23 protein-coding genes are annotated in these 22,152 nt (G+C 49.4%); 13 read left to right on the top strand and 10 right to left on the bottom strand.

Annotation, left to right across the window (positions count from 1 at the left end):
- Positions 1–2: 2 nt before the first annotated feature.
- Entirely contained in the window at positions 3–875 is an 873-nt protein-coding gene (gene galU / locus L9P87_RS10540; RefSeq protein WP_237444702.1) for a UTP--glucose-1-phosphate uridylyltransferase GalU, read from the bottom strand.
- Positions 876–1,068: 193 nt separating this feature from the next.
- On the opposite strand from galU, the gene L9P87_RS10535 reads away from it, so the two are divergent.
- On the top strand, positions 1,069–2,079 hold the full coding sequence (locus tag L9P87_RS10535) for an adenosine deaminase (protein ID WP_237444701.1): 1,011 nt from the start codon (positions 1,069–1,071) through the stop codon (positions 2,077–2,079).
- Here L9P87_RS10535 and L9P87_RS10530 read toward each other — a convergent pair.
- Positions 2,074–2,643 (bottom strand): hypothetical protein, encoded by a 570-nt coding sequence (locus tag L9P87_RS10530; protein ID WP_237444700.1) that lies wholly within the window; start codon positions 2,641–2,643, stop codon positions 2,074–2,076. The genes L9P87_RS10535 and L9P87_RS10530 overlap by 6 nt on opposite strands.
- A 312-nt stretch (positions 2,644–2,955) precedes the next feature.
- Here L9P87_RS10530 and L9P87_RS10525 point away from each other — a divergent pair, with 312 nt between their 5' ends.
- Positions 2,956–3,576: a TetR/AcrR family transcriptional regulator gene (locus tag L9P87_RS10525; protein WP_237444699.1), complete on the top strand. Its 621-nt coding sequence runs from the start codon at positions 2,956–2,958 to the stop codon at positions 3,574–3,576.
- 27 nt (positions 3,577–3,603) lie between these two features.
- On the opposite strand, the gene L9P87_RS10520 is transcribed toward L9P87_RS10525, so the two are convergent.
- From L9P87_RS10520 to L9P87_RS17865, 4 genes are all read right to left on the bottom strand, one after another.
- Positions 3,604–4,092 carry a TetR family transcriptional regulator gene (locus tag L9P87_RS10520; protein ID WP_237444698.1) on the bottom strand — a complete coding sequence of 163 codons (489 nt, stop codon included), beginning with the start codon at positions 4,090–4,092 and terminating at the stop codon, positions 3,604–3,606.
- Between the two features lie 132 nt (positions 4,093–4,224).
- Positions 4,225–4,464 (bottom strand): cell division protein ZapB, encoded by a 240-nt coding sequence (gene zapB / locus L9P87_RS10515; RefSeq protein WP_237444697.1) that lies wholly within the window; start codon positions 4,462–4,464, stop codon positions 4,225–4,227.
- A 158-nt stretch (positions 4,465–4,622) separates the two neighbouring features.
- Positions 4,623–5,051: an MAPEG family protein gene (locus tag L9P87_RS10510; RefSeq protein WP_237444696.1), complete on the bottom strand. Its 429-nt coding sequence runs from the start codon at positions 5,049–5,051 to the stop codon at positions 4,623–4,625.
- Positions 5,052–5,239: 188 nt separating this feature from the next.
- Positions 5,240–5,878: a TetR/AcrR family transcriptional regulator gene (locus L9P87_RS17865; protein WP_290368501.1), complete on the bottom strand. Its 639-nt coding sequence runs from the start codon at positions 5,876–5,878 to the stop codon at positions 5,240–5,242.
- Positions 5,879–5,982: 104 nt separating this feature from the next.
- Between L9P87_RS17865 and L9P87_RS10500 the strand changes: the two genes are divergently transcribed.
- Both L9P87_RS10500 and L9P87_RS10495 read left to right on the top strand, forming a co-directional pair.
- Positions 5,983–7,320, top strand: coding sequence for an aromatic ring-hydroxylating oxygenase subunit alpha (locus L9P87_RS10500; protein WP_237444695.1), 1,338 nt, complete (start codon positions 5,983–5,985; stop codon positions 7,318–7,320).
- Positions 7,313–7,858: an aromatic-ring-hydroxylating dioxygenase subunit beta gene (locus L9P87_RS10495; protein ID WP_237444694.1), complete on the top strand. Its 546-nt coding sequence runs from the start codon at positions 7,313–7,315 to the stop codon at positions 7,856–7,858. Before L9P87_RS10500 ends, L9P87_RS10495 begins: the two co-directional genes overlap by 8 nt.
- 19 nt (positions 7,859–7,877) lie before the next feature.
- Here the strand turns inward: L9P87_RS10495 and L9P87_RS10490 are convergent, their stop codons facing one another.
- Entirely contained in the window at positions 7,878–8,291 is a 414-nt protein-coding gene (locus L9P87_RS10490; RefSeq protein ID WP_237444693.1) for a CBS domain-containing protein, read from the bottom strand.
- A 301-nt stretch (positions 8,292–8,592) separates the two neighbouring features.
- Between L9P87_RS10490 and L9P87_RS10485 the strand changes: the two genes are divergently transcribed.
- From L9P87_RS10485 to L9P87_RS10470, 4 genes are all read left to right on the top strand, one after another.
- Positions 8,593–10,188: a hybrid sensor histidine kinase/response regulator gene (locus tag L9P87_RS10485; protein WP_237444692.1), complete on the top strand. Its 1,596-nt coding sequence runs from the start codon at positions 8,593–8,595 to the stop codon at positions 10,186–10,188.
- Positions 10,189–10,432: 244 nt separating this feature from the next.
- Entirely contained in the window at positions 10,433–11,335 is a 903-nt protein-coding gene (locus tag L9P87_RS10480) for a helix-turn-helix domain-containing protein (RefSeq protein WP_237444691.1), read from the top strand.
- Between the two features lie 127 nt (positions 11,336–11,462).
- Entirely contained in the window at positions 11,463–11,948 is a 486-nt protein-coding gene (locus L9P87_RS10475; RefSeq protein ID WP_237444690.1) for an FKBP-type peptidyl-prolyl cis-trans isomerase, read from the top strand.
- A 20-nt stretch (positions 11,949–11,968) separates the two neighbouring features.
- Positions 11,969–12,658, top strand: a complete 690-nt coding sequence (locus L9P87_RS10470; protein ID WP_237444689.1) for a tRNA/rRNA methyltransferase — start codon at positions 11,969–11,971, stop codon at positions 12,656–12,658.
- Here L9P87_RS10470 and cobS read toward each other — a convergent pair whose 3' ends face one another.
- Positions 12,659–13,465, bottom strand: a complete 807-nt coding sequence (cobS, locus tag L9P87_RS10465) for an adenosylcobinamide-GDP ribazoletransferase (protein WP_237444688.1) — start codon at positions 13,463–13,465, stop codon at positions 12,659–12,661.
- A gap of 40 nt (positions 13,466–13,505) precedes the next feature.
- Positions 13,506–13,913: a hypothetical protein gene (locus L9P87_RS10460; RefSeq protein ID WP_237444687.1), complete on the bottom strand. Its 408-nt coding sequence runs from the start codon at positions 13,911–13,913 to the stop codon at positions 13,506–13,508.
- 250 nt (positions 13,914–14,163) lie between these two features.
- Between L9P87_RS10460 and L9P87_RS10455 the strand changes: the two genes are divergently transcribed.
- Entirely contained in the window at positions 14,164–15,972 is a 1,809-nt protein-coding gene (locus L9P87_RS10455; protein ID WP_237444686.1) for an SLC13 family permease, read from the top strand.
- A gap of 4 nt (positions 15,973–15,976) precedes the next feature.
- Here L9P87_RS10455 and L9P87_RS10450 read toward each other — a convergent pair whose 3' ends face one another.
- Positions 15,977–17,242 carry an EAL domain-containing protein gene (locus L9P87_RS10450; RefSeq protein WP_237444685.1) on the bottom strand — a complete coding sequence of 422 codons (1,266 nt, stop codon included), beginning with the start codon at positions 17,240–17,242 and terminating at the stop codon, positions 15,977–15,979.
- Between the two features lie 408 nt (positions 17,243–17,650).
- Here L9P87_RS10450 and L9P87_RS10445 point away from each other — a divergent pair, with 408 nt between their 5' ends.
- From L9P87_RS10445 to rapA, 4 genes are all read left to right on the top strand, one after another.
- The gene (locus L9P87_RS10445; RefSeq protein ID WP_237444684.1) at positions 17,651–17,860 is read left to right on the top strand and encodes a hypothetical protein; all 210 of its coding nucleotides are present in this window, start codon (positions 17,651–17,653) and stop codon (positions 17,858–17,860) included.
- 47 nt (positions 17,861–17,907) lie between these two features.
- A complete protein-coding gene (locus tag L9P87_RS10440; RefSeq protein ID WP_237444683.1) occupies positions 17,908–18,507 on the top strand; it encodes an NUDIX hydrolase in 600 nt (199 codons plus the stop codon).
- A gap of 204 nt (positions 18,508–18,711) precedes the next feature.
- Positions 18,712–18,942, top strand: a complete 231-nt coding sequence (locus L9P87_RS10435) for a hypothetical protein (protein ID WP_237444682.1) — start codon at positions 18,712–18,714, stop codon at positions 18,940–18,942.
- Positions 18,943–19,193: 251 nt separating this feature from the next.
- Positions 19,194–22,037: an RNA polymerase-associated protein RapA gene (rapA, locus tag L9P87_RS10430; protein WP_237444681.1), complete on the top strand. Its 2,844-nt coding sequence runs from the start codon at positions 19,194–19,196 to the stop codon at positions 22,035–22,037.
- Positions 22,038–22,152 lie beyond the last annotated feature (115 nt).

The following is a 22,152-nucleotide window of genomic DNA, read 5'->3' as shown; positions in this document are numbered from 1 at the left end:
CCTCAGCTGTCAGCCAATAAATCAACAAGATACTCTTTAAACTTACTCTCTAGTTCTTCATGCCTTAAGCCATACTCCACATTGGCTTTCATATGGCCAAGTTTACTGCCACAGTCATACCGAATACCATCGAACTTAAAGCCGTAGACTTGTTCCTCTTTTAACAGCTCTGCGATAGCATCAGTTAATTGTATTTCACCGCCAGCACCGCGCTCTGTCGTCGCTAACAATTCAAATATACGGGGCTGTAATACATAGCGGCCGACCACACTTAAATTCGAAGGCGCCTCTTCTACCGACGGTTTCTCAACGATGCCGCCTAACTTATACATGTCACCGTGCTGTTCCGCCGGGGCGATGACACCGTATTTATACACTTGCTCCCGCGGTACCTCTTCGATGGCGACGACAGAACAACCCTGTTCAGCCTTGGCAACCATGGTATTTAATGCAGGGACATTCGGGCTGTAGATCATGTCATCGGCCAACAAGATGGCAACGGGCTCAGCGCCGATAATATCTTTGGCGCAGAGTACGGCATGCCCCAAGCCTAGAGCTTCTGGTTGGCGCACATAATAGCAGTTTACGTGAGGGGGGATAATCGACCTAACTGTTTCTAACAGCTCATCCTTACCGGCCTCGCCCAACTTATGCTCAAGCTCGAAATTCTTGTCGAAGTGGTCTTCAATTGCCCGCTTTGTCGATGAGGTGACAAATACTAAGTCTGTAATGCCGGCTGCAACAGCCTCTTCAACGGCATACTGTATCAGTGGCTTATCGACTACCGGCAACATTTCCTTGGGACAGGCCTTGGTGGCGGGGAGAAAACGCGTGCCCATACCAGCCACAGGGAAGATCGCTTTTTTAACATTCATGACCAATCCACTGCTCCTAATTATTCTGTCTTCAGCGCGAAAATGGCCTTGCAGCATAGCAAAAACGACATAATGTACCTAGTGGCGACATCCATTTATATCCACTAACAGGTAAAAGTGCCCCACATCAATCATTTTCAGATGTTATCTATTATAATTACGACATTACATTTTGTTTAGAGGCGGCACACCCATGCATTCATTCATCAATAACCTGCCCAAGGCAGAGCTACATATCCATATTGAGGGCTCGCTGGAGCCTGAACTGATGTTTCAGCTGGCTCAACGTAACCAAATAGAGCTCCCCTTTAACTCTGTCGAAGAAATTCGTTCTGCTTATAATTTCAGTAACCTCCAAACATTTCTCGACATCTATTATCAGGGCGCCAACGTCCTGCAACACGAGCAGGACTTCTACGACATGACCATGGCGTATCTGTTACGCTGCAAAGAAGAAAGCGTTATCCACAGCGAGCTGTTTTTCGACCCCCAAACCCATACCGACCGCGGCATAGAGATCGGCACGGTTATCAGTGGCATCGATCGTGCTTTGCAAGACGCAAAGACACAATGGGGTATGAGCAGCGGGCTGATTCTGTGCTTCCTACGCCATTTATCGGCCGACGCTGCTATGGATACACTGGAGCAGGCCCTGCCCTATAAAGATAAGCTCATCGGGGTCGGGCTCGATAGCTCTGAGCTGGGTCACCCGCCCGAGAAATTTACCGCGGTATTTGAGCGCGCGCTGGCAGAGGGTTTGCTAACTGTTGCCCACGCTGGCGAGGAAGGCCCCGCCGACTATATCTGGCAGGCCCTCGACCTACTAAAAGTCAGCCGAATCGATCATGGCGTCCGCTGTATCGAAGACGAAACCCTGGTGCAACGGTTAATCGACGAGCAAATTCCCCTGACAGTCTGCCCGCAATCCAACCTTAAACTCTGCGTGGTCGATGCTATGTCACAACACAATATACTGCAGCTAATGGACAGAGGCGTACTGGTGACCACCAACTCTGATGACCCGGCATATTTTGGTGGCTACCTGAACAAAAACTATACCGCCCTGGTCGACAGCCTCGATATGACCAGCGAACAGGCTGTGCAGTTAGCCCGCAACAGCTTTGCCGCCAGTTTTGTTAGCGATGACATCAAGGCAGACTTCAACCGACGCATGGACGACTACCTCACCGCCCATAAGCTATAACTCGTCGAGCAAATCATTGCGGTTTTCTAACTGTTCTTTCAGCTCGTCAACATTGTCGAGCAGGTCAGCCAAGCTGGCCTGCTCTGCTTCTTCTCCGCCTTTCTCAGTCAATGAGGTCAAACCTGGGCCAGATTTCGGCGCCGGCTCCTTCCTTTCAGGTATTGCTGGGCCAAAGCTGAGCACATTTGTATTCGCTGCAATGCCCACCTCGCGGTAGGGATATTGTGAACTCGGTTCAGAGGACAGGTGCTCAACACCGCTGCCGTCTGTCCAGCGGTAAAAGATCTGATCACTTTCAGCTTGGTTCGGCAATGGTTGATCGCCAGCCACCAACCATTGTTCGATAGCATCGCCTTGTTGTGCGCCCCCTTCTTTATCCGGCAATAGCGATATAACGCGTTCTGCCCATGTCTCTGCGCTGTCGAACGCCTCACTCAAAAAAAACGTTATGTCACTGCCAATCTTTGCCGATGACAACAGAGGCTGACCGTTGGGTAATTTTACATAGAATAACGGCCCAATCGCCAACACCAATACAACCATCAAGACTTTATATATTTTCATTACCCCTCCTTGAAATAATAGCCTACTGCCAATCACTGTATTGTACCGATTAAAAAATAATTAAGTCGGACGCCTGAAAATAAAAATCGACGGAACTGGCTCACAGTTTTTCATAGTGGTACGCTCGTACGATTTAAAATGATATTTATCAACAAGATAGAGACCTGAACTATCTGACAGTATAGCACTCTTAAATTTCCAAATATAATATATTCAAACAAGCAGAAATAGTTTTATCCCTCCTAAGGACTAGGAGATATCCAGCCAACATTGTTATACGCTGAAAAATAATAGCTAACCGAGCAACAAGCCATGCCTAAAATAGTCGATCACGATCAACGAAGAAATGAAATTGCAGAGGTGACTCTGCGTGTAATCCAGCGCTCTGGTGTCGACGGTGCAACCTTCCGCTCCATCGCTGAGGAGGGGGGGTTTAGCCGGGGTGTCGTACCGCACTATTTTAAAGACAAGGAGCAACTCATTCGCTTTGTCTTCGAATGGGTGGCCAACAAAACGCTCGATCAAATCGAGCTGCAAATCGCCGAAAAATCGCCAGGGCTGGCCAGGCTGAGATACTCACTCGTTGGCTTGCTGGCTGATCAAGAGGCGGAATTAGAGGGCGCTGGCGCCTTAAGTTTTTGGGGGCAGGCGAATAGCAATATCAACCTTCGAGACCAGCAACGACTCAATTATCAGCGCTGGCGCCATATCGTTAGGAATAATATCAGCGAAGCGATCCAGCTTGGCGATTTAGCCGAGACCATCGATATAGACAACGAGGCAGACACCTTGGTCTCCATGGTAGATGGCCTCAGCAATGCTTCAATTTTGGAGCAGTCGAGCTTTCCTATCGAACGCGCAAAGCAGCTGGTTGACGGCATGCTAAACAAGCTCAGAGCACCCCAGCGACAGTACGCTCACAGCGCGGCTTAATCATGCTGTTGCGACAAGGGCAGCGGATCAGGCAAGCTCGTTGCTCTTGTTACGCATGATGACGCTTAACAGGGTTCTTCCTAACAACGATTCCAACTCAGCAACACCCGGTTGCCCCAAGCTGCCCTCAACAAAGCCTGTCAAACGGTTGACTCCCATCACCGCCTTAACATTCATCGCCGGGTTGGCCGATGTCCCCATATGGACAAAAACCAACAAAATTATGTTTCTAAATTCATCGCTCGCCAGTGAGTTCATCCAGCTGTGCTGAAAGCTTTCGACTGTTGTCATATCCAAATAGCGGGTAAAAATAGTGAAGATTTGCCCTTGAAAAACCTCGACCATCGAGCGCTTATCGGGGAAGTGATTGGCAATACCCGAACGGCTTACCCCAGTCTCTTTTGATAACCGTGTATACGAAAGAACTTCAAATCCCTCGTGTATTGTTAACTGGATAATGGCGTCGGTGATTTTCTGCTTGGTTCGTGCTGCCTCAGCGGCTGATTTTCGTGCCATAGTTAACCTAATTTCAATCCACTCAATAGCGTTACTGTATCCACCGGACGATGTTACAGAGTCATTGCCTAGTAAATTATGGCACGGGGGGCAGAAAAAGGCCTAAAAAGACTGGCGACAAGTAAGCATATGTTAAGCGCCAACCTGCTCGGCGTCTTTGAAATGGCGCATCAAACTGGCTAAACGTTGCTCCCATTTCGCCTGATTTTCTTTTAGCTGTTGATTCTCCGCTGCCAACTGGCTATTTTTTTGCTGCAAGTCATTAACCTGAGCACTTTCGGCTCGCAGCTCTCCGGCTTCCATCTGCAACAGCTCAATCGTCTCTTTCGCCGAGACAATCTCTTTTTCCAACTCATCTAACAAGTGCATCATAATATTTTCTCAGTAACATCAAGCGAAGCCGTATTCATACGGTGGGTATCATTTGTGGCGATAATAACTGCGTGATTAACTGCCCGCAATAACTATTCGCCCGCAATGGTTTATTCCTTGTCACAATTCCACAGTTTCAAACCCTGTTCACAGATGGGCTAAAACAACTGTAGCAACGAAAAACGAGCAATCATCGCCCATAACACAACCGATGAGCCGAGATAAAAAGCGAAACGCAAACCGACATGGTTAAACGTGCAATGAACAAAGCTGTGACCGATTCTCAACACTAAAAACATCAGCCCTGCTTTAACGTAAAATGTATCCACGCTATAGCTGGCGTAGATCATAATACTGATGGCGTAAAAGATGATCGGCAATTCACACAGGTTTTTAAAATTATTGGCAGGCTGATTAACAACCTCCGGCAACTGTTCTCTCAACTGTTCAGGGCTAGCCACCTGACTACCATCAATGTGGTGGCGGGCAATATAGCTTAATCTCAAAGCCAACATATAAAGCCAAACGACCGCTGTCAGCAGCATCATGCCAATTACCGGCATCAAAATTAATTCATTATTCATCATGGGCAACCCCTTTACGCCAATGTTAGCCAAAAACTGTATACCAGCATAACAGCAGCAAGATGCACTGACTATAAAGTAGCCGTCATGCCTAAATCCAGCGCTGGCGCGCCAGTGCTGTTAATCAAACCATGTTATACACGGGCTTACCCACAGAATCTGGGGGTAACTCGCTACATGATGTAGCCACATTATAGAGCCGCAGCCATGCGGCCCAGTATTTGCCGTTGACGCTGCATCAGGTCATCAGTCGAAACATCCTCAGGCAACAATTCCATCATCAATGCCGCAGAAGCATAGAAACCCGTACAAAGATTAAACAGGTTGATAATCTTTAATACCACATCGGCGTCATCGACTTCCTTACCACTGCTGTGGATAAATAACCGTCGCCCCTGACTAATTAACTCAGCCAACCAGGCGGCGATGAATGAATCCTGCTGCTGCATTGAACGGCTGTGGGCAACAGCCTGCTGCAGCAAGACAGCAACTTGGGGCGACTGTCCGAGCAATATAAACATTTTTTCGGGTAAAAACTGCAGGCCATCTATTCCAACCTGTTCATCTAACAACACCTCCATGGTGTCGGCAATAGGGCGCAAAGCTCGCTCCAGCATCTGGCGATAAAGCGCTTCCTTATTGGCGAAGTGTCGATAAAGCCCAGGCTCTTTGATACCGACCTCTGCCGCTACTTGACGCAGACTGGTACCGGTATAGCCATACTGGGCAAAGCATTTTTCGGCGCTGTCTAAAATACGTTGCGCAGTTCGCTCACCCTTGGTCAGCCTTGCCTCTTCATTCAATGAGGTGATCTGTTGATTCGTTTTCATGGGGCTATGTTATCAGTTATTAACTTTTTTAGACAACGACCTTGCAATAAAGTTATTAAGTGATAACTTTTATCTAAATAAGCATCAACAATAAGGATAAAACCATGGCAGCGTGCAACCGAATAGCGGCCAAACAACTGTATGATGGACCCGAGCTATCAGAGTTGGTCAGCGAAGAAGGCGACTTCGTACACCGCAGGACGTTTACCGACCCCGCCGTCTATGAGCTGGAAAAAAAACATATTTTTGGCCGCAACTGGGTGTATATGGGCCACGAATCACAGCTGGAGAAGCACGGCGACTTCATCACCAGCTTTATCGGTGAAACCCCGGTCATTGTCGCCCGCGGTAACGATGGCGAGGTTCACGTCAATATCAACAGTTGCAGTCACCGTGGCGTACCCGTCTGCCGTGCCGACCAGGGCAATACCAAGCGCTTTGTATGCCCTTATCACAACTGGTCATTTACCGTCGAAGGTGAATTAGCAGCCATTCCCCAAGAGCGCAAGGTCTGCAACAAACCAAACAAGGAGGAGCTTGGTCTACAAAAAGTACCCCGTGTCGACAGCTACCGCGGCTTAATTTTTGCCTGTATGGATGCCGGTGTTGAGCCACTGCTGGAGCACCTTGGCGATATGGCCTGGTATCTCGATTGCATGTTTGACCGCTTCGACGGCGGTATCGAAGTCATTGGGCCACCTCATAAATGGCTGATCAACGCCAACTGGAAGCTGCCAGTAGAAAATCAACTTGGCGATGTTGGCCACGGCCCCTATTTACACGGTTCACTGCTGGAACAGGGCAGCCCGGCCGTCACGGAGCTGGAAGAATACGGCCATAATGTTGTCCCCAAACCCGGTCATGGGGTTGCGGTCCGGTTAATGCCTGAGGACAGCCACGAGGAGCAGCGTCTGTTCGGCATGGATGGTATTGCCGCCTTCGATCCGGAGGTGGCAGATTACCTTAAACAGTGCCATCAAAAGGTCGCTGAACGTTTAGGGGAAGTGCGCTCTCGACTGAAACCACTGTGCTATAGCGTCTATCCTAACCTGTCCTTCCTATGGCCAAATATGACACTGCGAACCAGCCATCCCAAGGGACCCGGCCAGGTCGAATATTGGTCTTGGTTTGTGGTTGAAAAAAACGCCCCGGAGCACATCAAGCAAAAGCTACGGGTCAACTACACCATGATGTTTGGTCCCGGCGGCCTGCTCGAAGGCGAGGACTCCGAAGCGTGGTCACAGCAATACAGTGGCAGCAATATCGATTATGCCGATAACAAGCGTTTTTACTATGGCCTCGGTATGGGCGAGGCCGAAGAACACCCAGAGCTGCCCGGCATGGTTGGTAGCTGCTTCGATGAACATTACGCCCGCGATTTCTATCGCCACTGGCAACAACAACTGATTAAAGGCCTGCAAGGGGAGCAAGACAATGACTAAGACCGACCGCAGCTTAATCAGCGAGGTAGAACAGTTTTACTATCGAGAGGCACGAATGCTCGACGAGCGCCAATATCGCCAATGGCTGGCTCTAGTAACCGAGGATGTCATCTACCGTATGCCCAATAGACACATTCCCCAGGTCGACCCTAAACAACGCGGCAATGAGGAATACCTCAGTGTCGAGCGAGAACTCAGTCATGGCACCGAGCCACCACTGCGCGATGAGAATTACTTCATTTTATCGGTACGAGTTATGCGCGCCTTCAAACAGAACTCTTGGACCGACAATCCACCAGCCCGTACCCGTCGATTTGTTAGCAATGTTGAGGTGCTGGCCACGGAACAGGTTGATTGCCTTCGGTGCTACAGCAATATAATGATTAATTACAGCAGACATCAACAGGATAATTATCTGTTTAGCGCCCAGCGCAGAGATACACTAAGAAGAGTCGATGGGGAATTAAAGATTGCGGCAAGGGACGTCATAATCGACTGGAATGTCATTACCGCACCAACACTGGGGATATTCTTTTAACACCGCTGCAAGCGATGGCTTACCAGACCTTGCAGCCTTCTATCTGACTCTCCGCAATAGCCAACAAGACCTGGCGGCGGTCTATACAGCCCACCAACTTGTTATTTTCAACCACCGGGTAAAGTTTGGGCTTACTGTCGGTCATCTTACGGGCTAATTCGACCACACTGTCCTCCGGCGCCACCATCAGCACCTCCTTACTCATCACGTTGTCGACGGTCTCGGCATTATCGCAGTGATAACCGCTCATCAACAGGCTGCGCAGACAATCTTGCTCTGACACGAAACCAATCACCGCACCGGTCTCATCGACTACCGGCGCACCCGATACTCTTTTTTTCGATAAGAGCTGAATGACATCCGTCAACACTGCCTGACTGCTGATAGCAACCGGCTGAAATTCCATATATTCTTGCACTGTTAAAGCATCCATCGTCGTATTCCTTAATCGTTACAGATAAATCATTACAACAAGTCCTGCATTGTTCAGGTTCTTATCCCTGCCTCTCACTTATAACTATATTCATGCTGAGGTACAAGCCCTGACCGAGGTCACGGCAGCGCCCTATTAATAACGACAATCATTCAGCTTAACCCAGCCCAGCAACCTCAACAATGCAAATAACGCAGCCAGCTTAGAACTATTTGACCTATTTTTATAATGGTAATAGCGGCAAGAAAAAACTACTCTGCTAATTACACATTAAAATAACAGCGGTAGCCACTAGCCGATCATGACAAACGCCTCCGATACCAGCCAACATAAAGAGATCTCTGAAGACAGTATTCTCACCGACTTCAGTAATAATCAAGACCGCTTCAAGGAAGTCGTTGAGCATGCCAACTCGATTATTTTGCGGTGGAATACCGCCGGGTTAATCACATATTTCAACGAGTTTGCTCAGCGCTTTTTCGGTTATAGTGAGGCGGAAATAATCGGTCAGCATGTAATGGATACCATTGTGCCCAGCAATGAGTCCACTGGTCGCGATCTGCGGCCGCTGATGAATGATATCTGCCAAAATCCGACAAAATATGAACTCAATATCAATGAGAACATCAAGAAAAACGGCGATCGTGTTTGGGTTTCGTGGACAAACAAAGTCATTGTCGACAAAGCCGGAAACCCGGTCGGCGCCTTTAGTATCGGCAGCGACATTACCAAGCAGCGAGAGCTAGAAGAGGCCTTGCGCCACGCGCATAAAATGCAGGCAATTGGGCAGTTAGCTGGGGGAATCGCCCATGACTTTAATAATTTGATACAGGGTATACTCGGTTTTTCTGAAATCATTCAGCAAAAAACGACACAAGACGATATCGGCCAATACGCCAGGCATATTGAGCAAACAGCACAGACTGCCGCCACCTTAACAGCGGAATTACTGACCTTTGCCCGCAAAGGTAAGTACCAACAAAAAGACTTCTCCGTACATGCGATTATTGACGACGTGCTATCCATCCTGGGCTGCACCATCGACCGGAATATCAGTCTTCAACACCAATTGGAGGCCCCACACTACTGCGTTCACGGTGATGACTCGCTGATAAAGAGTGCTCTGTTGAACATCTGCCTCAATGCCAAGGACGCAATGCCCTCGGGCGGGCAAATCACGATCGCTAGCTGCAACAAACAACTGGAGGCCTCAACGGTCAATGACTTTAATCTCAAAGGTGGAAACTATTTATCAATCACTGTCAGTGATACCGGCAGCGGCATGACAAACGAGGTTCAGCAGCATATTTTTGAGCCTTTCTTCACCACCAAAAAATTTGGTAAGGGATCGGGAATGGGGTTAGCATCGGTGTATGGCACTGTCCATCTACACAGTGGCGTCATCTTTTGCACCAGCCAAGCCAATATAGGAACAGCCTTCGAAATCCTTCTGCCTGTGCTCGAAAAAAACATCATCAACCCTCAGCACACAATCGCAGCCACCGCCCCCACTATTCGCATCCTTCTGATTGACGATGAAGAAGTGGTACGCGATTACTCAAAAACACTCTTTGAGCATTATGGGCATCGAGTAGAAACAGTCGCCAACCCGACCACAGCCATTGAGCTTTACCGCAGCAGCTTCAACAGCTTCGACTTGGTTATTCTGGACATGGTGATGCCAGAAATGGATGGCAAACAACTGTTTAACCATTTAAGAATAATCAATCCAAATATAAAAGCACTGCTCTCTACTGGCTACAGTGCCGAGCAAGAGTTACAGGATGTGTTTGAGCTAGGCTTACTCGGGTTTGTGCAAAAGCCGTTTACCTACGACATCCTCGAGCAACATATCAGCCGTATCTTTGGTGCTGACGAGACAACGACAAGACTGTAAGCCAAACACCTGCAGTATTACCCCCTGCTGGCTCATTGATTAAAAAAATTCACTATTTTTCGCAAATCGACCATGTCACCGGTCATTATGTCAATTTTTTTATGTTAGGGTGAATTTAGTATTTCTGATAAATCGCAACATCACTAAAAATAATAAAAAACTAGCCGTCGCTACTCTTGCTATTCCTATAGTGGACGCTGTTCGCAGCAAAAGATTCAGCCGACTAAGAAACAGAGACAGTACTATGAATACGATGTCGACGCCCTTGACAAAACAGGTCATTGAATTCCAACCCTGCGACAAACTGGCAGAGTATATCCAGTGCTTTTGGTACTATGACAATCAATTTCATCACCTGCCTGAAAACCTTGCCGCCGATGCCGGCTGTGACCTCTCGATAGCGATTACCAGTCTGCACGGTAATCTAGACTATCAAGCCGTATTATTTGGCCCGCGCAGCCAGCCGATGGCGGCAAAACGACAGTCTAATCAACGCTACTTCATCGGTGTTCGCTTCTGGCCTGGCGCTATTAATGTTTTTCAACAGCAGCTTAATGGCACGCAACTGCTCGATAACGTCATTCCCGCCGCGCTGATCTGGCCTAATATTGCCGTCAACTTACTCGAACCGTTGCTGGCAATCAGCGGTCATGAACAGCAGCTTTATGCCATCGAGTCGTTCTTCCTCAGGCATTTTCAACCCCGTTTCAAGCAGGCCGATGTCTTGCAACAGGCCATCAATATAATCAGAGAATCCGCCGGTACTGTCCGCATTCAAGATGTCGCCGACCGGGTCAGCATCAGCCGGCGCCAACTCGAACGTAAGTTCCGCGCCCAAATAGGTTTAACGCCCAAACAATTTGGCCGCATTACACGCATTCGACAGCTGTGTATGGATTTGCGCAACTCGCCGAAGCCTAATTTGCTGGAGTTAACAGCCAAGGCCCAATACAGCGACCAGGCTCACCTGACTCGCGAGTGCAAGGCCCTGACCGGCTCAACACCGCAAAAGCTGATCAAGAAACTACATTCAACCGAAGTATTGCAATACGATCACAATAAAATGACCCGCCCCGAGCCCGCTGAAGATAACATGGGCAGTGTCAGCTATAACAATCAAAGCCAGCACATAGCCCAGAACTATTAGTCACCGTCACGTCGTTGCCATGCTTAGAGGCTGACGGCTACTACTGGGCAGATATTTTACTTCTCCCCCATTCACTATCGAGCTATGATTGCGTTTTTTGCCGCCGTCTATTTCGTTAGGAATCCCCATGATTATCGAGAACAACAAAGTTATCAGCTTTCACTATCAATTGACCGACATCGATGATCAACAGCTCGATGCCAGCGACAAGGAACCGATGGCCTACCTGCATGGCTGCGGCAACATACTCCCCAAGCTGGAAGCCGCCTTGGCGGGCCACAAGGTTGGCGACGAGCTGACCATAGAACTCGACCCCATCGATGGCTACGGCGTCCGAGACGAAGCTATGATCAGCCGCATCCCGGTGAAGTCAATTCGCGGTGGTAAAGGCAAACGCTTAAAAGCAGGCTCTCAAGTCTATGTCACCACCAAGGACGGTGACCGCCTCGCCACCGTGGTAAAGGCGGGTAAGTTTCAAGCCACCGTCGACGGCAACCATCCTCTGGCTGGTCTCACGCTGCGCTTCTCGGTGAAAGTTGAGGGTATTCGCGACGCCAGCGAAGAAGAAATTGCCCACGGTCACGCCCATGGCATCGGTGGCCACCAACACTAAAGACGGCTGAATATCGAATCATGGAGATTGTTTTTATCCTCAGTCAGCCCGCGGTGCCAGAAAACATTGGCGCCAGCGCCCGTGCGCTCAAGACCATGGGCTTTTCGCAGCTGCGACTGATTAACACCACCGCGCATACCGACAAGCAGGCGCGGATTCTCGCCCATGGCTCGACCGAGCTATTGCGCAACGCGCTATTGTTCGATGATCTTGGCTCCGCAACCGCCGACTGTGACCTGGTCATCGGCACCAGCGCCAAGCCCCGTCATCACCGTGAGACTCTCTACCCCCCGACACAGCTGAAAGAGTTGATCCAGAGCCAGCAGTTGCAGCGTGTGGCCATCGTCTTTGGCAGCGAGAAACACGGGCTCAGCAACAGTGAGCTTGAGTGCTGCGATATCTTAACATCCATCCCTCTGGCCACCAGCTACCCCTCTCTCAACCTCAGCCAAGCCGTTATGCTATACGCCTATGAGCTATCCACCATGCCCTTGCCAGCGGTGGATAACAATCAGTACAGCCCCACCACCACCGACGGTCAGTTAAAAAGCCTGCAGCGCAAACTAGCAGTACAGGCCGAAGACATCGGTATCAGCTCTAATGACAAGGTTTTTGTGTGGGCAAAAGAAAAGGTAGCCACCCTGGGACAGAGAGAGATTGGCTTTTTGCATTTTATCAACGATAAAATAACAAATAATAAGAAGCAGTAACTATAGCCAGTGCTGACTGACCGCCGCCGCCAAACAGAGGTAGATAATAATCTCAGTTATTTGTTGGCCAGCACCCAGGCAATCGCCGGTGTAGCCTTCGAGGCGACGCTGTAAAAAACGGCAAAAGTATTGGCTGAATAAGAATACCGTTAAAACAACAATGAGCATTACCACCATCGCCGGCAATAAACCCGCAGCACCGCATAGAATCATTAACACCGCTGTCAGCAGGCTCACCACCGCAGACAAAGAAAGCTCCTTGCCGCTCAATTTATTTTCAAGCTGCTCAGTCTTACTACCACGGTGCTGGACATACTGCATTTTTGACATCACCAACAGTGGCTGCCAACGACTGGCGCTGTAACAGAACACGACGGCTAAACATAAAAACAGTGGCGAGTGCAGTGCAATAATAACCAACAGCTGCCATTTTAATAAAACAAGAAACACCAAACCCGCAACACCAAAAGTCCCTAACCGGGAGTCTTTCATAATATTCAGTATTTTTTCTTTATCGCCGTAACCGCCACCAAAACCATCACAGCAATCGGCGAAGCCATCCTCATGAAGGCCGCCAGTAGCCAACATCGTGGTGACCAACAACAACAAAACAGCAGATTTAACCGGTAAAAAAGTCGCGAATAAAAAATAGAACAGCAAACTGATCAACGCCAGAATCAAACCAACCAGGGGATAAAAGCGCTGAGATCGTCGCTGAATATCGTCAGAATAATCAATATTTTCAGGCACAGGCAGACGCGTCAAAAAGGCAACCGCTACAAAAATTTGGTTTGAAATCTTACCCACTAACACCGCCTATTTTATTGACTGAACTGCAGTGCCAGCCTTAGATTCTCGTATATTTTGAAAGGTTATAATCAATTTTTCGCTGCTGATCCTTCAGCGTAATATCATCCGCCCATGCTGCGCAGGCGTCGTAATAGCGGAAACCACTATAGCCGGCAATCTTCGCCTTGGCCGACTCCAACCACTCGCCAGACAAGACACACTCCACCTCGTTAAACGCTAAATAATATTCGACACTACGTTGGTCGTCGATAACAAACCAAAACAAGTCACAACCATCGACACTGAACGCCATACCGCGACGATAGCAAAGTTCTTCCTGCAGATTTTTAACCGCATTATCACGCTTATCATAAGAACTAAAAATGATCTCGGCATGCTGGGTTTCTTTAAACGCGATCACGCCATCTTCGCGACGGCGCAGGCGTATTGCTACAATTTTTTTCATTGGTTCGATAATCACACAACAGTGCTGCGAAACGCAGCTAAATAAGGCCTCAATACAACACCGTAGTTGACGGCATGTACTAAGAAGAATACCTAAGATTTTGGCGGCATGATAATAACATAGATTCAATGCTAGCAGTCAAAAGCTATCACCGTTAATTAACAACCAACTGCGCGCCTAACACTACCACCACTGCCTACGGTCAACTATACTGCAACCATCTTACTAACTACTTGATAGCAAAATACTAATGCCTATTTCTGCCGAGATAACGACGACACTTTTCATCCTCGCCCTGGTATTAGCCCTACTGACAAGCAATCGTTATCGTATCGATTTGGTGGCAATAGCCACACTGGTCGTCATTGCCCTAAGTCAATCACTCCCCTTCATTACCCCTTTTATCAGTCATCAACAATTGCTGGCAGGCTTTTCCAGTAATGCCGTGGTGTCAATTATTGCAGTGATGATTATTTCCGCCGGCATTGAACGCGCTGGTGGCAGCCGAATTATCGCCAGCTGGCTGATAAAATCGAGCGCCGCCAAAGCCTCGCGACTGCGCAATATATTAATGCTTACCGTCGGAACACTGTCTGGCTTTATGCAAAATATCGGTGCCTGCGCACTGTTTATTCCGGTTGTTCGCTATGTCGCCCTGCGCACCAATATTAATACGGGATTTCTGATGATGCCGATGGGCTTTGCCGTCATTCTTGGCGGCTGCATTACCATGCTTGGTAACGGCCCATTAATTGTACTCAATGATTTATTACCGGCGGGGGTATCGCCCTTCGAATTGTTTGAAGTCACCCCCATCGGCATCGCGATTCTACTCAGCGGCTGCCTGTATTTTCATTTTTGGGGCCACTTCTACTTGCCCAAAGCCGAGAACCCACAACAGTTGGAGCAACGCCAACACTATGAGCAACTGTATGGCATCAACTGTCAGGTTCACTTCTTTCACATTGGCCAAGACGCCGTATTAGCGGGAATGAAGGCCGGCGATATTGAATCGCAATATAACCTCAACATCGTCGCAGTTGGCCATCAACAGCTACAGCTGTCTCCGCATCGTGGCATTGTCATCCCCGGCAACAGCGACATTGGCATTATTGCTCAAAAAGCCCCACTGGAGGCTCTGGCCGCACTGGCGGATGTTAGCGAAAACCACACCTGCAACCAATTAATCGATGCCGCCTCCACCGGCAATGCCGGTGTGACTGAAATCATTATTCCACCGGGTTCCGCTCTGTGCCAACAGAAGATTCGTGATATTCGCATCCGACGCAGCTACGGCATCACGCCATTGGCGATCTACAGAGAAAACAACAGCCAACAACTTCATCTCAGAGATGTCGAACTACAGGCCGGTGACAGCCTGCTCAGTTATATCAGCTGGAACGACCTCAGCGAAATCGCCAACAACAAAGACTTCACCCTTGTAGACCAGCACAAGGCCCCTAACCCCAGCTCGCCAGACAAACTGTTGCTGGCGAGCGCCGGCTTTGCCATTGCCTTATTACTCACCATTTTTAGCCCGCTGCCACTGTCGATCTCACTGCTCGCCGGTGCCTGCATTATTCTATTCGGTGGCGTATTAACCATGGATGAAGCCTATCAGGCGGTCAGCTGGAAAACAGTCATGCTGCTAGCGGGCTTAATCCCCCTGGGAACGGCAATGGCCAACTCGGGGACATCTCGTTGGCTGGCAGAGCATGTGCTGGTCTTACTGGGTGGCGAGACCAGCCTGATCGTGTTGCAAATACTCTGCGCCTTACTGGCGACGGCCCTAAGCCTTATTATCTCCAATATTGGCGCCTGTATCGTTCTGATACCGCTGATCACCAGCCTGGCAATGGATGCCGGCTTTGATCCTCGGCCACTGATTTTATTGGTCGGTGTTTGCGTATCGAATGCTTTCTTGCTGCCCACCAATCAGGTGTCGGCCATTATTCAAGGGCCGGGGGGATACGCATCGAAGGTGTTTATCAAAGTCGGGGCCGGTTTGTCGCTGATATACATCAGCACCGCCATCATCATGATTAACTGGCTGTATTAGGGCGTTATTGGTCGGCGACATCCAAGCAAAGAACAAAGCGCTGCCCTCGAAGATGAATCGCCATCGATACCGTCTTGGTTAACCGCCCCTCGGGCAAGGACATATAGGGGCTGCATATTTGAATATGGCCGGGGCTATCCATCGCATTGGCAAAGTATGGTCGTTTCAGCCAATTGACGCCCTCGCAGCGGCGCATCGATTTGAAACGGATACGCTGATCATCGAGCAAGGTGTAACTGTCAACCTGCTTCCCCTCCTGATTCAACACATAGGCCCGATAATACTGTTCATCAACCAAACCGGCAAAGGCCTGAGGCAGCGTTTGCCCCCCGATCACCTGAGCCGCAGCCCTGGCAAACTGATGACTCAATTGTTTATCCGTATCGGCCTGAGACGTACTTAACACCCCATTATCGGCGGCTGCAATCAACTCGCCAATACTGCCCTGTTGATCCACCGTCGATATATCGATTTGGGGTTTGGCAAAATAAAAGCCCTGTAGCAAGTCGGCCTCGGTATCGAGGGCAATCTGAGCCTGTTCATAGGTCTCAACCCCCTCGATCAGCACCACGGCGCCCGCCTCTCGCAGCAGTGAAATCATACGCGGCAGCAACCGCCTTACCTTTGGATCTTTTTGCGCCGACCAGATATTACTGCTGTCCAACTTGACGATATCCGGTGCCAACGACCAGATACGATCAAAGTTAGAATGGCCTGCACCAAAATCATCGACGGCAACTAAAATATTCTTACGCTTACAGGTCTGAACAAACTCCTGCAGACAGCCCATGTCCTGGTTTTGATCTTCAAGAATTTCAAACACCAGATTATCAGCTGGCACAATATCAGTGTTGATCACGTCATCGATAACATTGTTCGACTCTTTAAAGTTATTGATCGATTCGTTACCAATATTGAGGAACAGCCACTCATCGGCTGTCTTGAAAGGATAATTTAACAAGTGGATGTAACGACTTAGTCGATCGACACTCAACAAGCTATGATCAATCGAGGCAATGTAATTAAAAGCGGTTACCGGCGAGACTAATTCGCTCATGATATGCGCACTGAGTAGCGCCTCATAACCAACGACACGACGATGAGGAATACTCACTATAGGCTGGTATCGACTGGATACCGTTAAATCCCTCAACCGAGAAAAGTAGCGCAGCCCATCAAATTGTATCGCTGATTCACTGCTTTCCGTTGCAGATATTGTTTCTCTTCCTTGAATCAACCGCTGCTTTATAAGCTCTTCGTGGTGATTCATTACGGCGTTTAATCTACTCAAGTCGGTAAAACTATTTAATGCTCGGCCCAGGTTACAAGCACTACACACCAGCCGGCTGCTTTTTATACCGATAACCCTTATTAATATCCCGTTATCGACAATCCACTATAAGGCCTTAACAGACCGAATCCAAGGGAATACTGACCGAGGCCACAATCTATCCAGTAAAGATTTTCGACATCGCCCAGCACCCCTTTGATATTGCAACAAAGAGTGTCCCCCGGCAGTGACTTAGTCGGTATTATTTAACAATAAATAACCCAACTGGGGTCAGCTTTTAGTAGGTATTTACTTTCGAGGCACGTAGAATATCCCCCCTACACGCTATACTACGTCATAGCCTGCAACCCTTGATTGTCCCATTCGATACACAAGAGCGATTTACTCATGAGCACTATCCACGCCGAAACCATTACCGAAGGCAGCCAGCAAGTCACGCTGAACGTTGAACAGAATGACCAAGGCTGGACGCTGGAGATCGTCAGCGACAAAGGGAATATTACCAATTACGAAGACAGCTTCGATAGCAAAGAGGCAGCTCTCGAAGAAGGACGTGCCGCCATTGCCGAAGGCGGTGTCAGCAGTTTCTTCTGGTAAGCCCAGCACTCTTTCTTTTAGATTAACCCGCGACAAGGCTGAACTCTGTGAAATACTGCTGTCAGTGCGCCAGTGAACTTATTCGCGCCATCCCCGAAGGGGATGATGTCGAGCGCCAACTCTGCCCCGACTGTGGCTATGTGGCTTATCAAAACCCCAATGTGCTGGTTTCGGTCATGATGAACCATGGCGACAAACTGCTCTGGATGCGCCGAGACTGCGAGCCTCGTCGAGGCTACTGGGGCATGCCTGCTGGCTTTATGGAGTGCGGTGAAAGCCTTGCCGAAGCCGCTGTGCGCGAGCTGCGCGAAGAGACCGGTGTCGATATTGCCCCTGACAAGCTCACCCTGTATGCCATCGGTTCGATCACATACACCAGTGAAGTCTATGTCGCTTTTCGGGCAGAAATGGCCAGCCCCGAGTTTTGCGCCGGTGCCGAATCACAGGAAGTAGCGCTGTTCAGCGAGGACGAAGTCCCTTGGCAAGACTTGGCCTTTGGCGTTGTCGAGCCCTACGTACGCGACTACTATCGCGACTTAAAAAGTAATCGCTTTGGCCTTTATGTTGGCGACTATAACGACGACCACAAAGTCACCGAAAACATTCTGCCAGATTTACTGCGCCAGGCTCTGCCTGACAGCCAATAAATTCAAGAACAGTCGTTCTAAACAATGCGGTTTTTATCTCTTAAAGTTCGGTTTTTCATCAGCTTATTGCCAAATTGAGACAACGGCAGCCACTTTTTTGTGAGGGGTATCACATTAACGGCACCCCCCCCTAAAACTAGGTGTAACCCTTGGTTTGACTCTGTCTATAATCACTGTGTGATATCGACTCAGCAGATAATAACTATGAAAGCTACAACAATTACTAACGACGGTGTGATTCATTTCGAAGGCGGCATGACCATCGACCTCGACGAGTTGCTTGGCCGCGTGATAAAAGACCTCGAAAACGACAAGCAGAGCCAAGGCTACCTGTTAGAAGTGCTCTATCGCCAGTTACCAACACTGCGAGCCAGCTTGTTTGAGCAGCATCAGAAGAACAACAATCAGCCCAATAATATCAGCGCGGCGGGCTAACGCCGCGCAATACATCGCCTCTATCACGAATTCTGCTAAGCTATTTGCCACAAACCTCAGTCCAACCCCACACTATCCTTTAGATTCATGTAAAATATCGCGCCGCCATGCAACAGCCCATCTGTCTTTACTGCTGGTGCTGGACAAGCCACTTCGCACTGCCATTATTGGCATTGCTAAACCGGCTGACGGTATTTTAGTCACTGGTCGAATTGTAGTAATAGCGCCCCGCGCTACCAAAGAGAGTGTTAATGATGGAATTTGTTATTGGTCAACGCTGGATCAGCCATTCTGAAGCCAAGCTTGGTCTCGGTTTAATCAAAGAAATCGAAAATCGCCAGCTTATTGTCAGCTTCCCTGCCGCCGGAGAGGAGCGCATCTACGCCGCCAACAGCGCACCACTCAGCCGGATTTGCTACAAGATCAACGACACCATTTGCAACCTCGACGAAGAGCAGTTCACCGTTTTAGAGGTCGAAGAAAACCGCGGGCTGATCAGCTATCAAGCCGTCGATGACCTCGGCGAGGTTCATACCATTGACGAGTTAGAACTGAGCTGCTTCATCGCCTTTACCTCACCGCAACAGCGTCTTTTCAGCGGCCAATTTGATCGACTGGGTGCCTTTAAGCTACGGGCAGAAACCCTACAGCATAACGCCAAATTACAGCAGTCGCCGGTGCAGGGCTTGCTTGGCAGCCGAACCAACTCGCTGCCTCACCAGCTCTATATTGCCAGCGAAGTTGCCAGCCGCTATGCCCCCAGGGTATTACTGGCCGACGAGGTAGGCCTCGGCAAAACTATCGAAGCCGGTATGATTATCCATCATCAACTGCACACCGGGCTGTCGTCGCGAGTATTGATTACGGTTCCAGATACACTGGTCCATCAGTGGTTGGTAGAAATGCTACGCCGCTTCAATCTGCGCTTCTCTATTTTTAATGGTGAGCGCTACAATGCACTGCTAGAAGCTGGCGAAGACAACCCGTTCGAGACCGAGCAGTTGATTCTCTGCAGCCTCGACTTTCTCATCGACAACGACCGCGCACAGCAACACGCCATCGATGCCGGCTGGGATATGCTGGTAGTCGATGAGGCACATCACCTTCACTGGCACGACGGCCAAGCTGGCGAGGACTATGCCACTGTTGAACAGCTGGCCGAGGTCAGTCACGGTCTGTTACTGCTTACCGCCACCCCCGAGCAAGTCGGTATCGAGAGCCATTTTGCTCGCTTACGTCTGCTCGACCCCGCCAAGTTTCATGACCTTGCCGAATTTGAACAGCAGGAGGCGGGTTATCTCCAGCTCAACCAGTTAGTACAACCGCTGCTCGATCAACCAGAGACAATACATCAGGCTGAACAACAGGCAACTATTGCCGACTACTTTGGTGACGGTGAACTGACTCAGCTATTAACCAGCCACCAAGCACTCGATGATAAGGCTTTGGTTGACCTTCTGATCGCCAAACTACTCGATCGTCACGGCACCGGACGCGTTCAGTTTCGCAACACCCGTTCCGCCATCAAAGGTTTCCCAGAGCGCCAACTCAATAGTTATCCACTGCCCTGCCCAGACCTGTACATCGCCGAGCAAAGCCAGTGGGGGGAAAGCGGGCTCTACCCCGAAACCCAGCACGACGCCGATGAATGGATCGAATTCGACCCACGAGTACAGTGGCTGATCGATTTCTACAAACAGAACAAACAAGAGAAAGTCTTGGTGATATGCGCCCATGCGCAAACCGCCCTCGACCTAGAGCACCATCTGCAATTACGTGCCGGCATCCGAAGCGCCGCCTTCTTCGAAGGCCTATCGATTATTGAGCGAGATCGCGCCGCAGCCTATTTTGCCGAAGCCGAGAGTGGTGCCCAGACTCTGGTCTGCTCTGAAATTGGTAGCGAGGGACGTAACTTTCAGTTTGCCAGACACCTGGTGCTGTTCGACCTCCCCCTCAACCCTGATCTACTGGAACAGCGTATCGGTCGTCTCGACCGTATTGGCCAGCAGCATACGATTCAAATCCATACGCCCTACTTACAAGACAGTGCCCAAGAAGTCCTATTTAACTGGTATCACGATGGTTTGAATTTGTTCCAACAAAGCTTCTCGGCTGGCTTTGCCCTGTTCGAGCAGTTCGAGACAGAGCTGCAGGCCCAGCTCAACAGCCCTTGTGAAAACTTCTCACAGTTACTCAGTGAGACCCGAGCAGCCACGGAACAAACCAAGCAAAAACTTCAGCAAGGTCGGGATAGATTACTCGAAATAAACTCCTGCAATCACCAGAAAGCCGCCGCTATCATCGATGAAATTTTCGAGTTTGACGACAGTTTTTCCCTGCAAAATTATATGCAGGATGTGTTCGATCAATATGGTGTTGAGTATGATTATCACAGCCCAGAGGTACAGGTAATCCACGCCGGCGAACATATGTATACCGCCCAGTTCCCCGGCTTAAATGAGGACGGTAATACCATTACCTTTGACCGCGATGTCGCCCTCAGCCGTGAAGAATTTGACTTCCTGACCTGGGAGCACCCAATGGTCGTCGAAGTCATGGACATGATTATCAGCTCTGAGTTTGGTAATGCCACCATTGCCACGATGAGCGTTAATGGCTTACCACCAGCCACTATTCTGTTAGAGACAATTTTTACCGTTAACACAGTGGCACCAAAATCACTGCAACTGGAGCGTTTTCTGCCGCAAACACCTATTCGAGTGTTAGTCGATGTCAGCGGCAAAGAGCTCAGTCAGGTGATCACCCTCGACGGCCTCAACAAACTGTGCAAGAAAATCCCCAAGACTACAGCCCATGCGGTGATTAAACAGGTGCAGCCAAGCGTTGAAGGCATGATTAAAATCAGCAGCCAAAATGCCAGGGCACAGCTGCCTGAGTTATTGAGCAAGGGTAAGCAACAGCTGCGGGCACAGCTGACCAGCGAGATCGATCGCCTAGTTGCGCTGCAGCAGCTTAACAGCGGTATCCGCAATGGCGAGATCGACTTCCTCCGTCATCAGCTCGATGTAGGCTGCGAGCTCATCGATATGGCCACCATCGAAATGCAAGCGATGCGTGTGGTCATCAACACCTAAGCGCTGGTTTCGGCTCTACCACCTTGGCCGAGCCGCCCCGCTTTGTTGAGACGAGGGCTGCCCTGGCATAATGACAGCAATACAGCCGGTGACTTCAGTTATTACCGGCCTACGC

It is taken from the genome of Sinobacterium norvegicum, from assembly GCF_923077115.1.
GTDB lineage: Bacteria > Pseudomonadota > Gammaproteobacteria > Pseudomonadales > Sinobacteriaceae > Sinobacterium > Sinobacterium norvegicum.
This window is presented reverse-complemented; position numbering and strand designations above follow the sequence as displayed.

Coding starts and splice junctions, on each gene's coding strand:
- L9P87_RS10475 (WP_237444690.1), top strand. CDS start 11,463: ATGATTATCGAGAACAACAAAGTTATCAGCTTTCACTATCAATTGACC.
- L9P87_RS17865 (WP_290368501.1), bottom strand. CDS start 5,878: ATGAAAACGAATCAACAGATCACCTCATTGAATGAAGAGGCAAGGCTG.
- L9P87_RS10460 (WP_237444687.1), bottom strand. CDS start 13,913: ATGAAAAAAATTGTAGCAATACGCCTGCGCCGTCGCGAAGATGGCGTG.
- zapB (WP_237444697.1), bottom strand. CDS start 4,464: ATGATGCACTTGTTAGATGAGTTGGAAAAAGAGATTGTCTCGGCGAAA.
- L9P87_RS10450 (WP_237444685.1), bottom strand. CDS start 17,242: ATGAATCACCACGAAGAGCTTATAAAGCAGCGGTTGATTCAAGGAAGA.
- L9P87_RS10445 (WP_237444684.1), top strand. CDS start 17,651: ATGAGCACTATCCACGCCGAAACCATTACCGAAGGCAGCCAGCAAGTC.
- L9P87_RS10500 (WP_237444695.1), top strand. CDS start 5,983: ATGGCAGCGTGCAACCGAATAGCGGCCAAACAACTGTATGATGGACCC.
- galU (WP_237444702.1), bottom strand. CDS start 875: ATGAATGTTAAAAAAGCGATCTTCCCTGTGGCTGGTATGGGCACGCGT.
- L9P87_RS10495 (WP_237444694.1), top strand. CDS start 7,313: ATGACTAAGACCGACCGCAGCTTAATCAGCGAGGTAGAACAGTTTTAC.
- L9P87_RS10525 (WP_237444699.1), top strand. CDS start 2,956: ATGCCTAAAATAGTCGATCACGATCAACGAAGAAATGAAATTGCAGAG.
- L9P87_RS10510 (WP_237444696.1), bottom strand. CDS start 5,051: ATGATGAATAATGAATTAATTTTGATGCCGGTAATTGGCATGATGCTG.
- L9P87_RS10485 (WP_237444692.1), top strand. CDS start 8,593: ATGACAAACGCCTCCGATACCAGCCAACATAAAGAGATCTCTGAAGAC.
- L9P87_RS10535 (WP_237444701.1), top strand. CDS start 1,069: ATGCATTCATTCATCAATAACCTGCCCAAGGCAGAGCTACATATCCAT.
- L9P87_RS10520 (WP_237444698.1), bottom strand. CDS start 4,092: ATGGCACGAAAATCAGCCGCTGAGGCAGCACGAACCAAGCAGAAAATC.
- rapA (WP_237444681.1), top strand. CDS start 19,194: ATGATGGAATTTGTTATTGGTCAACGCTGGATCAGCCATTCTGAAGCC.
- L9P87_RS10480 (WP_237444691.1), top strand. CDS start 10,433: ATGAATACGATGTCGACGCCCTTGACAAAACAGGTCATTGAATTCCAA.
- L9P87_RS10530 (WP_237444700.1), bottom strand. CDS start 2,643: ATGAAAATATATAAAGTCTTGATGGTTGTATTGGTGTTGGCGATTGGG.
- L9P87_RS10455 (WP_237444686.1), top strand. CDS start 14,164: ATGCCTATTTCTGCCGAGATAACGACGACACTTTTCATCCTCGCCCTG.
- L9P87_RS10470 (WP_237444689.1), top strand. CDS start 11,969: ATGGAGATTGTTTTTATCCTCAGTCAGCCCGCGGTGCCAGAAAACATT.
- L9P87_RS10435 (WP_237444682.1), top strand. CDS start 18,712: ATGAAAGCTACAACAATTACTAACGACGGTGTGATTCATTTCGAAGGC.
- L9P87_RS10490 (WP_237444693.1), bottom strand. CDS start 8,291: ATGGATGCTTTAACAGTGCAAGAATATATGGAATTTCAGCCGGTTGCT.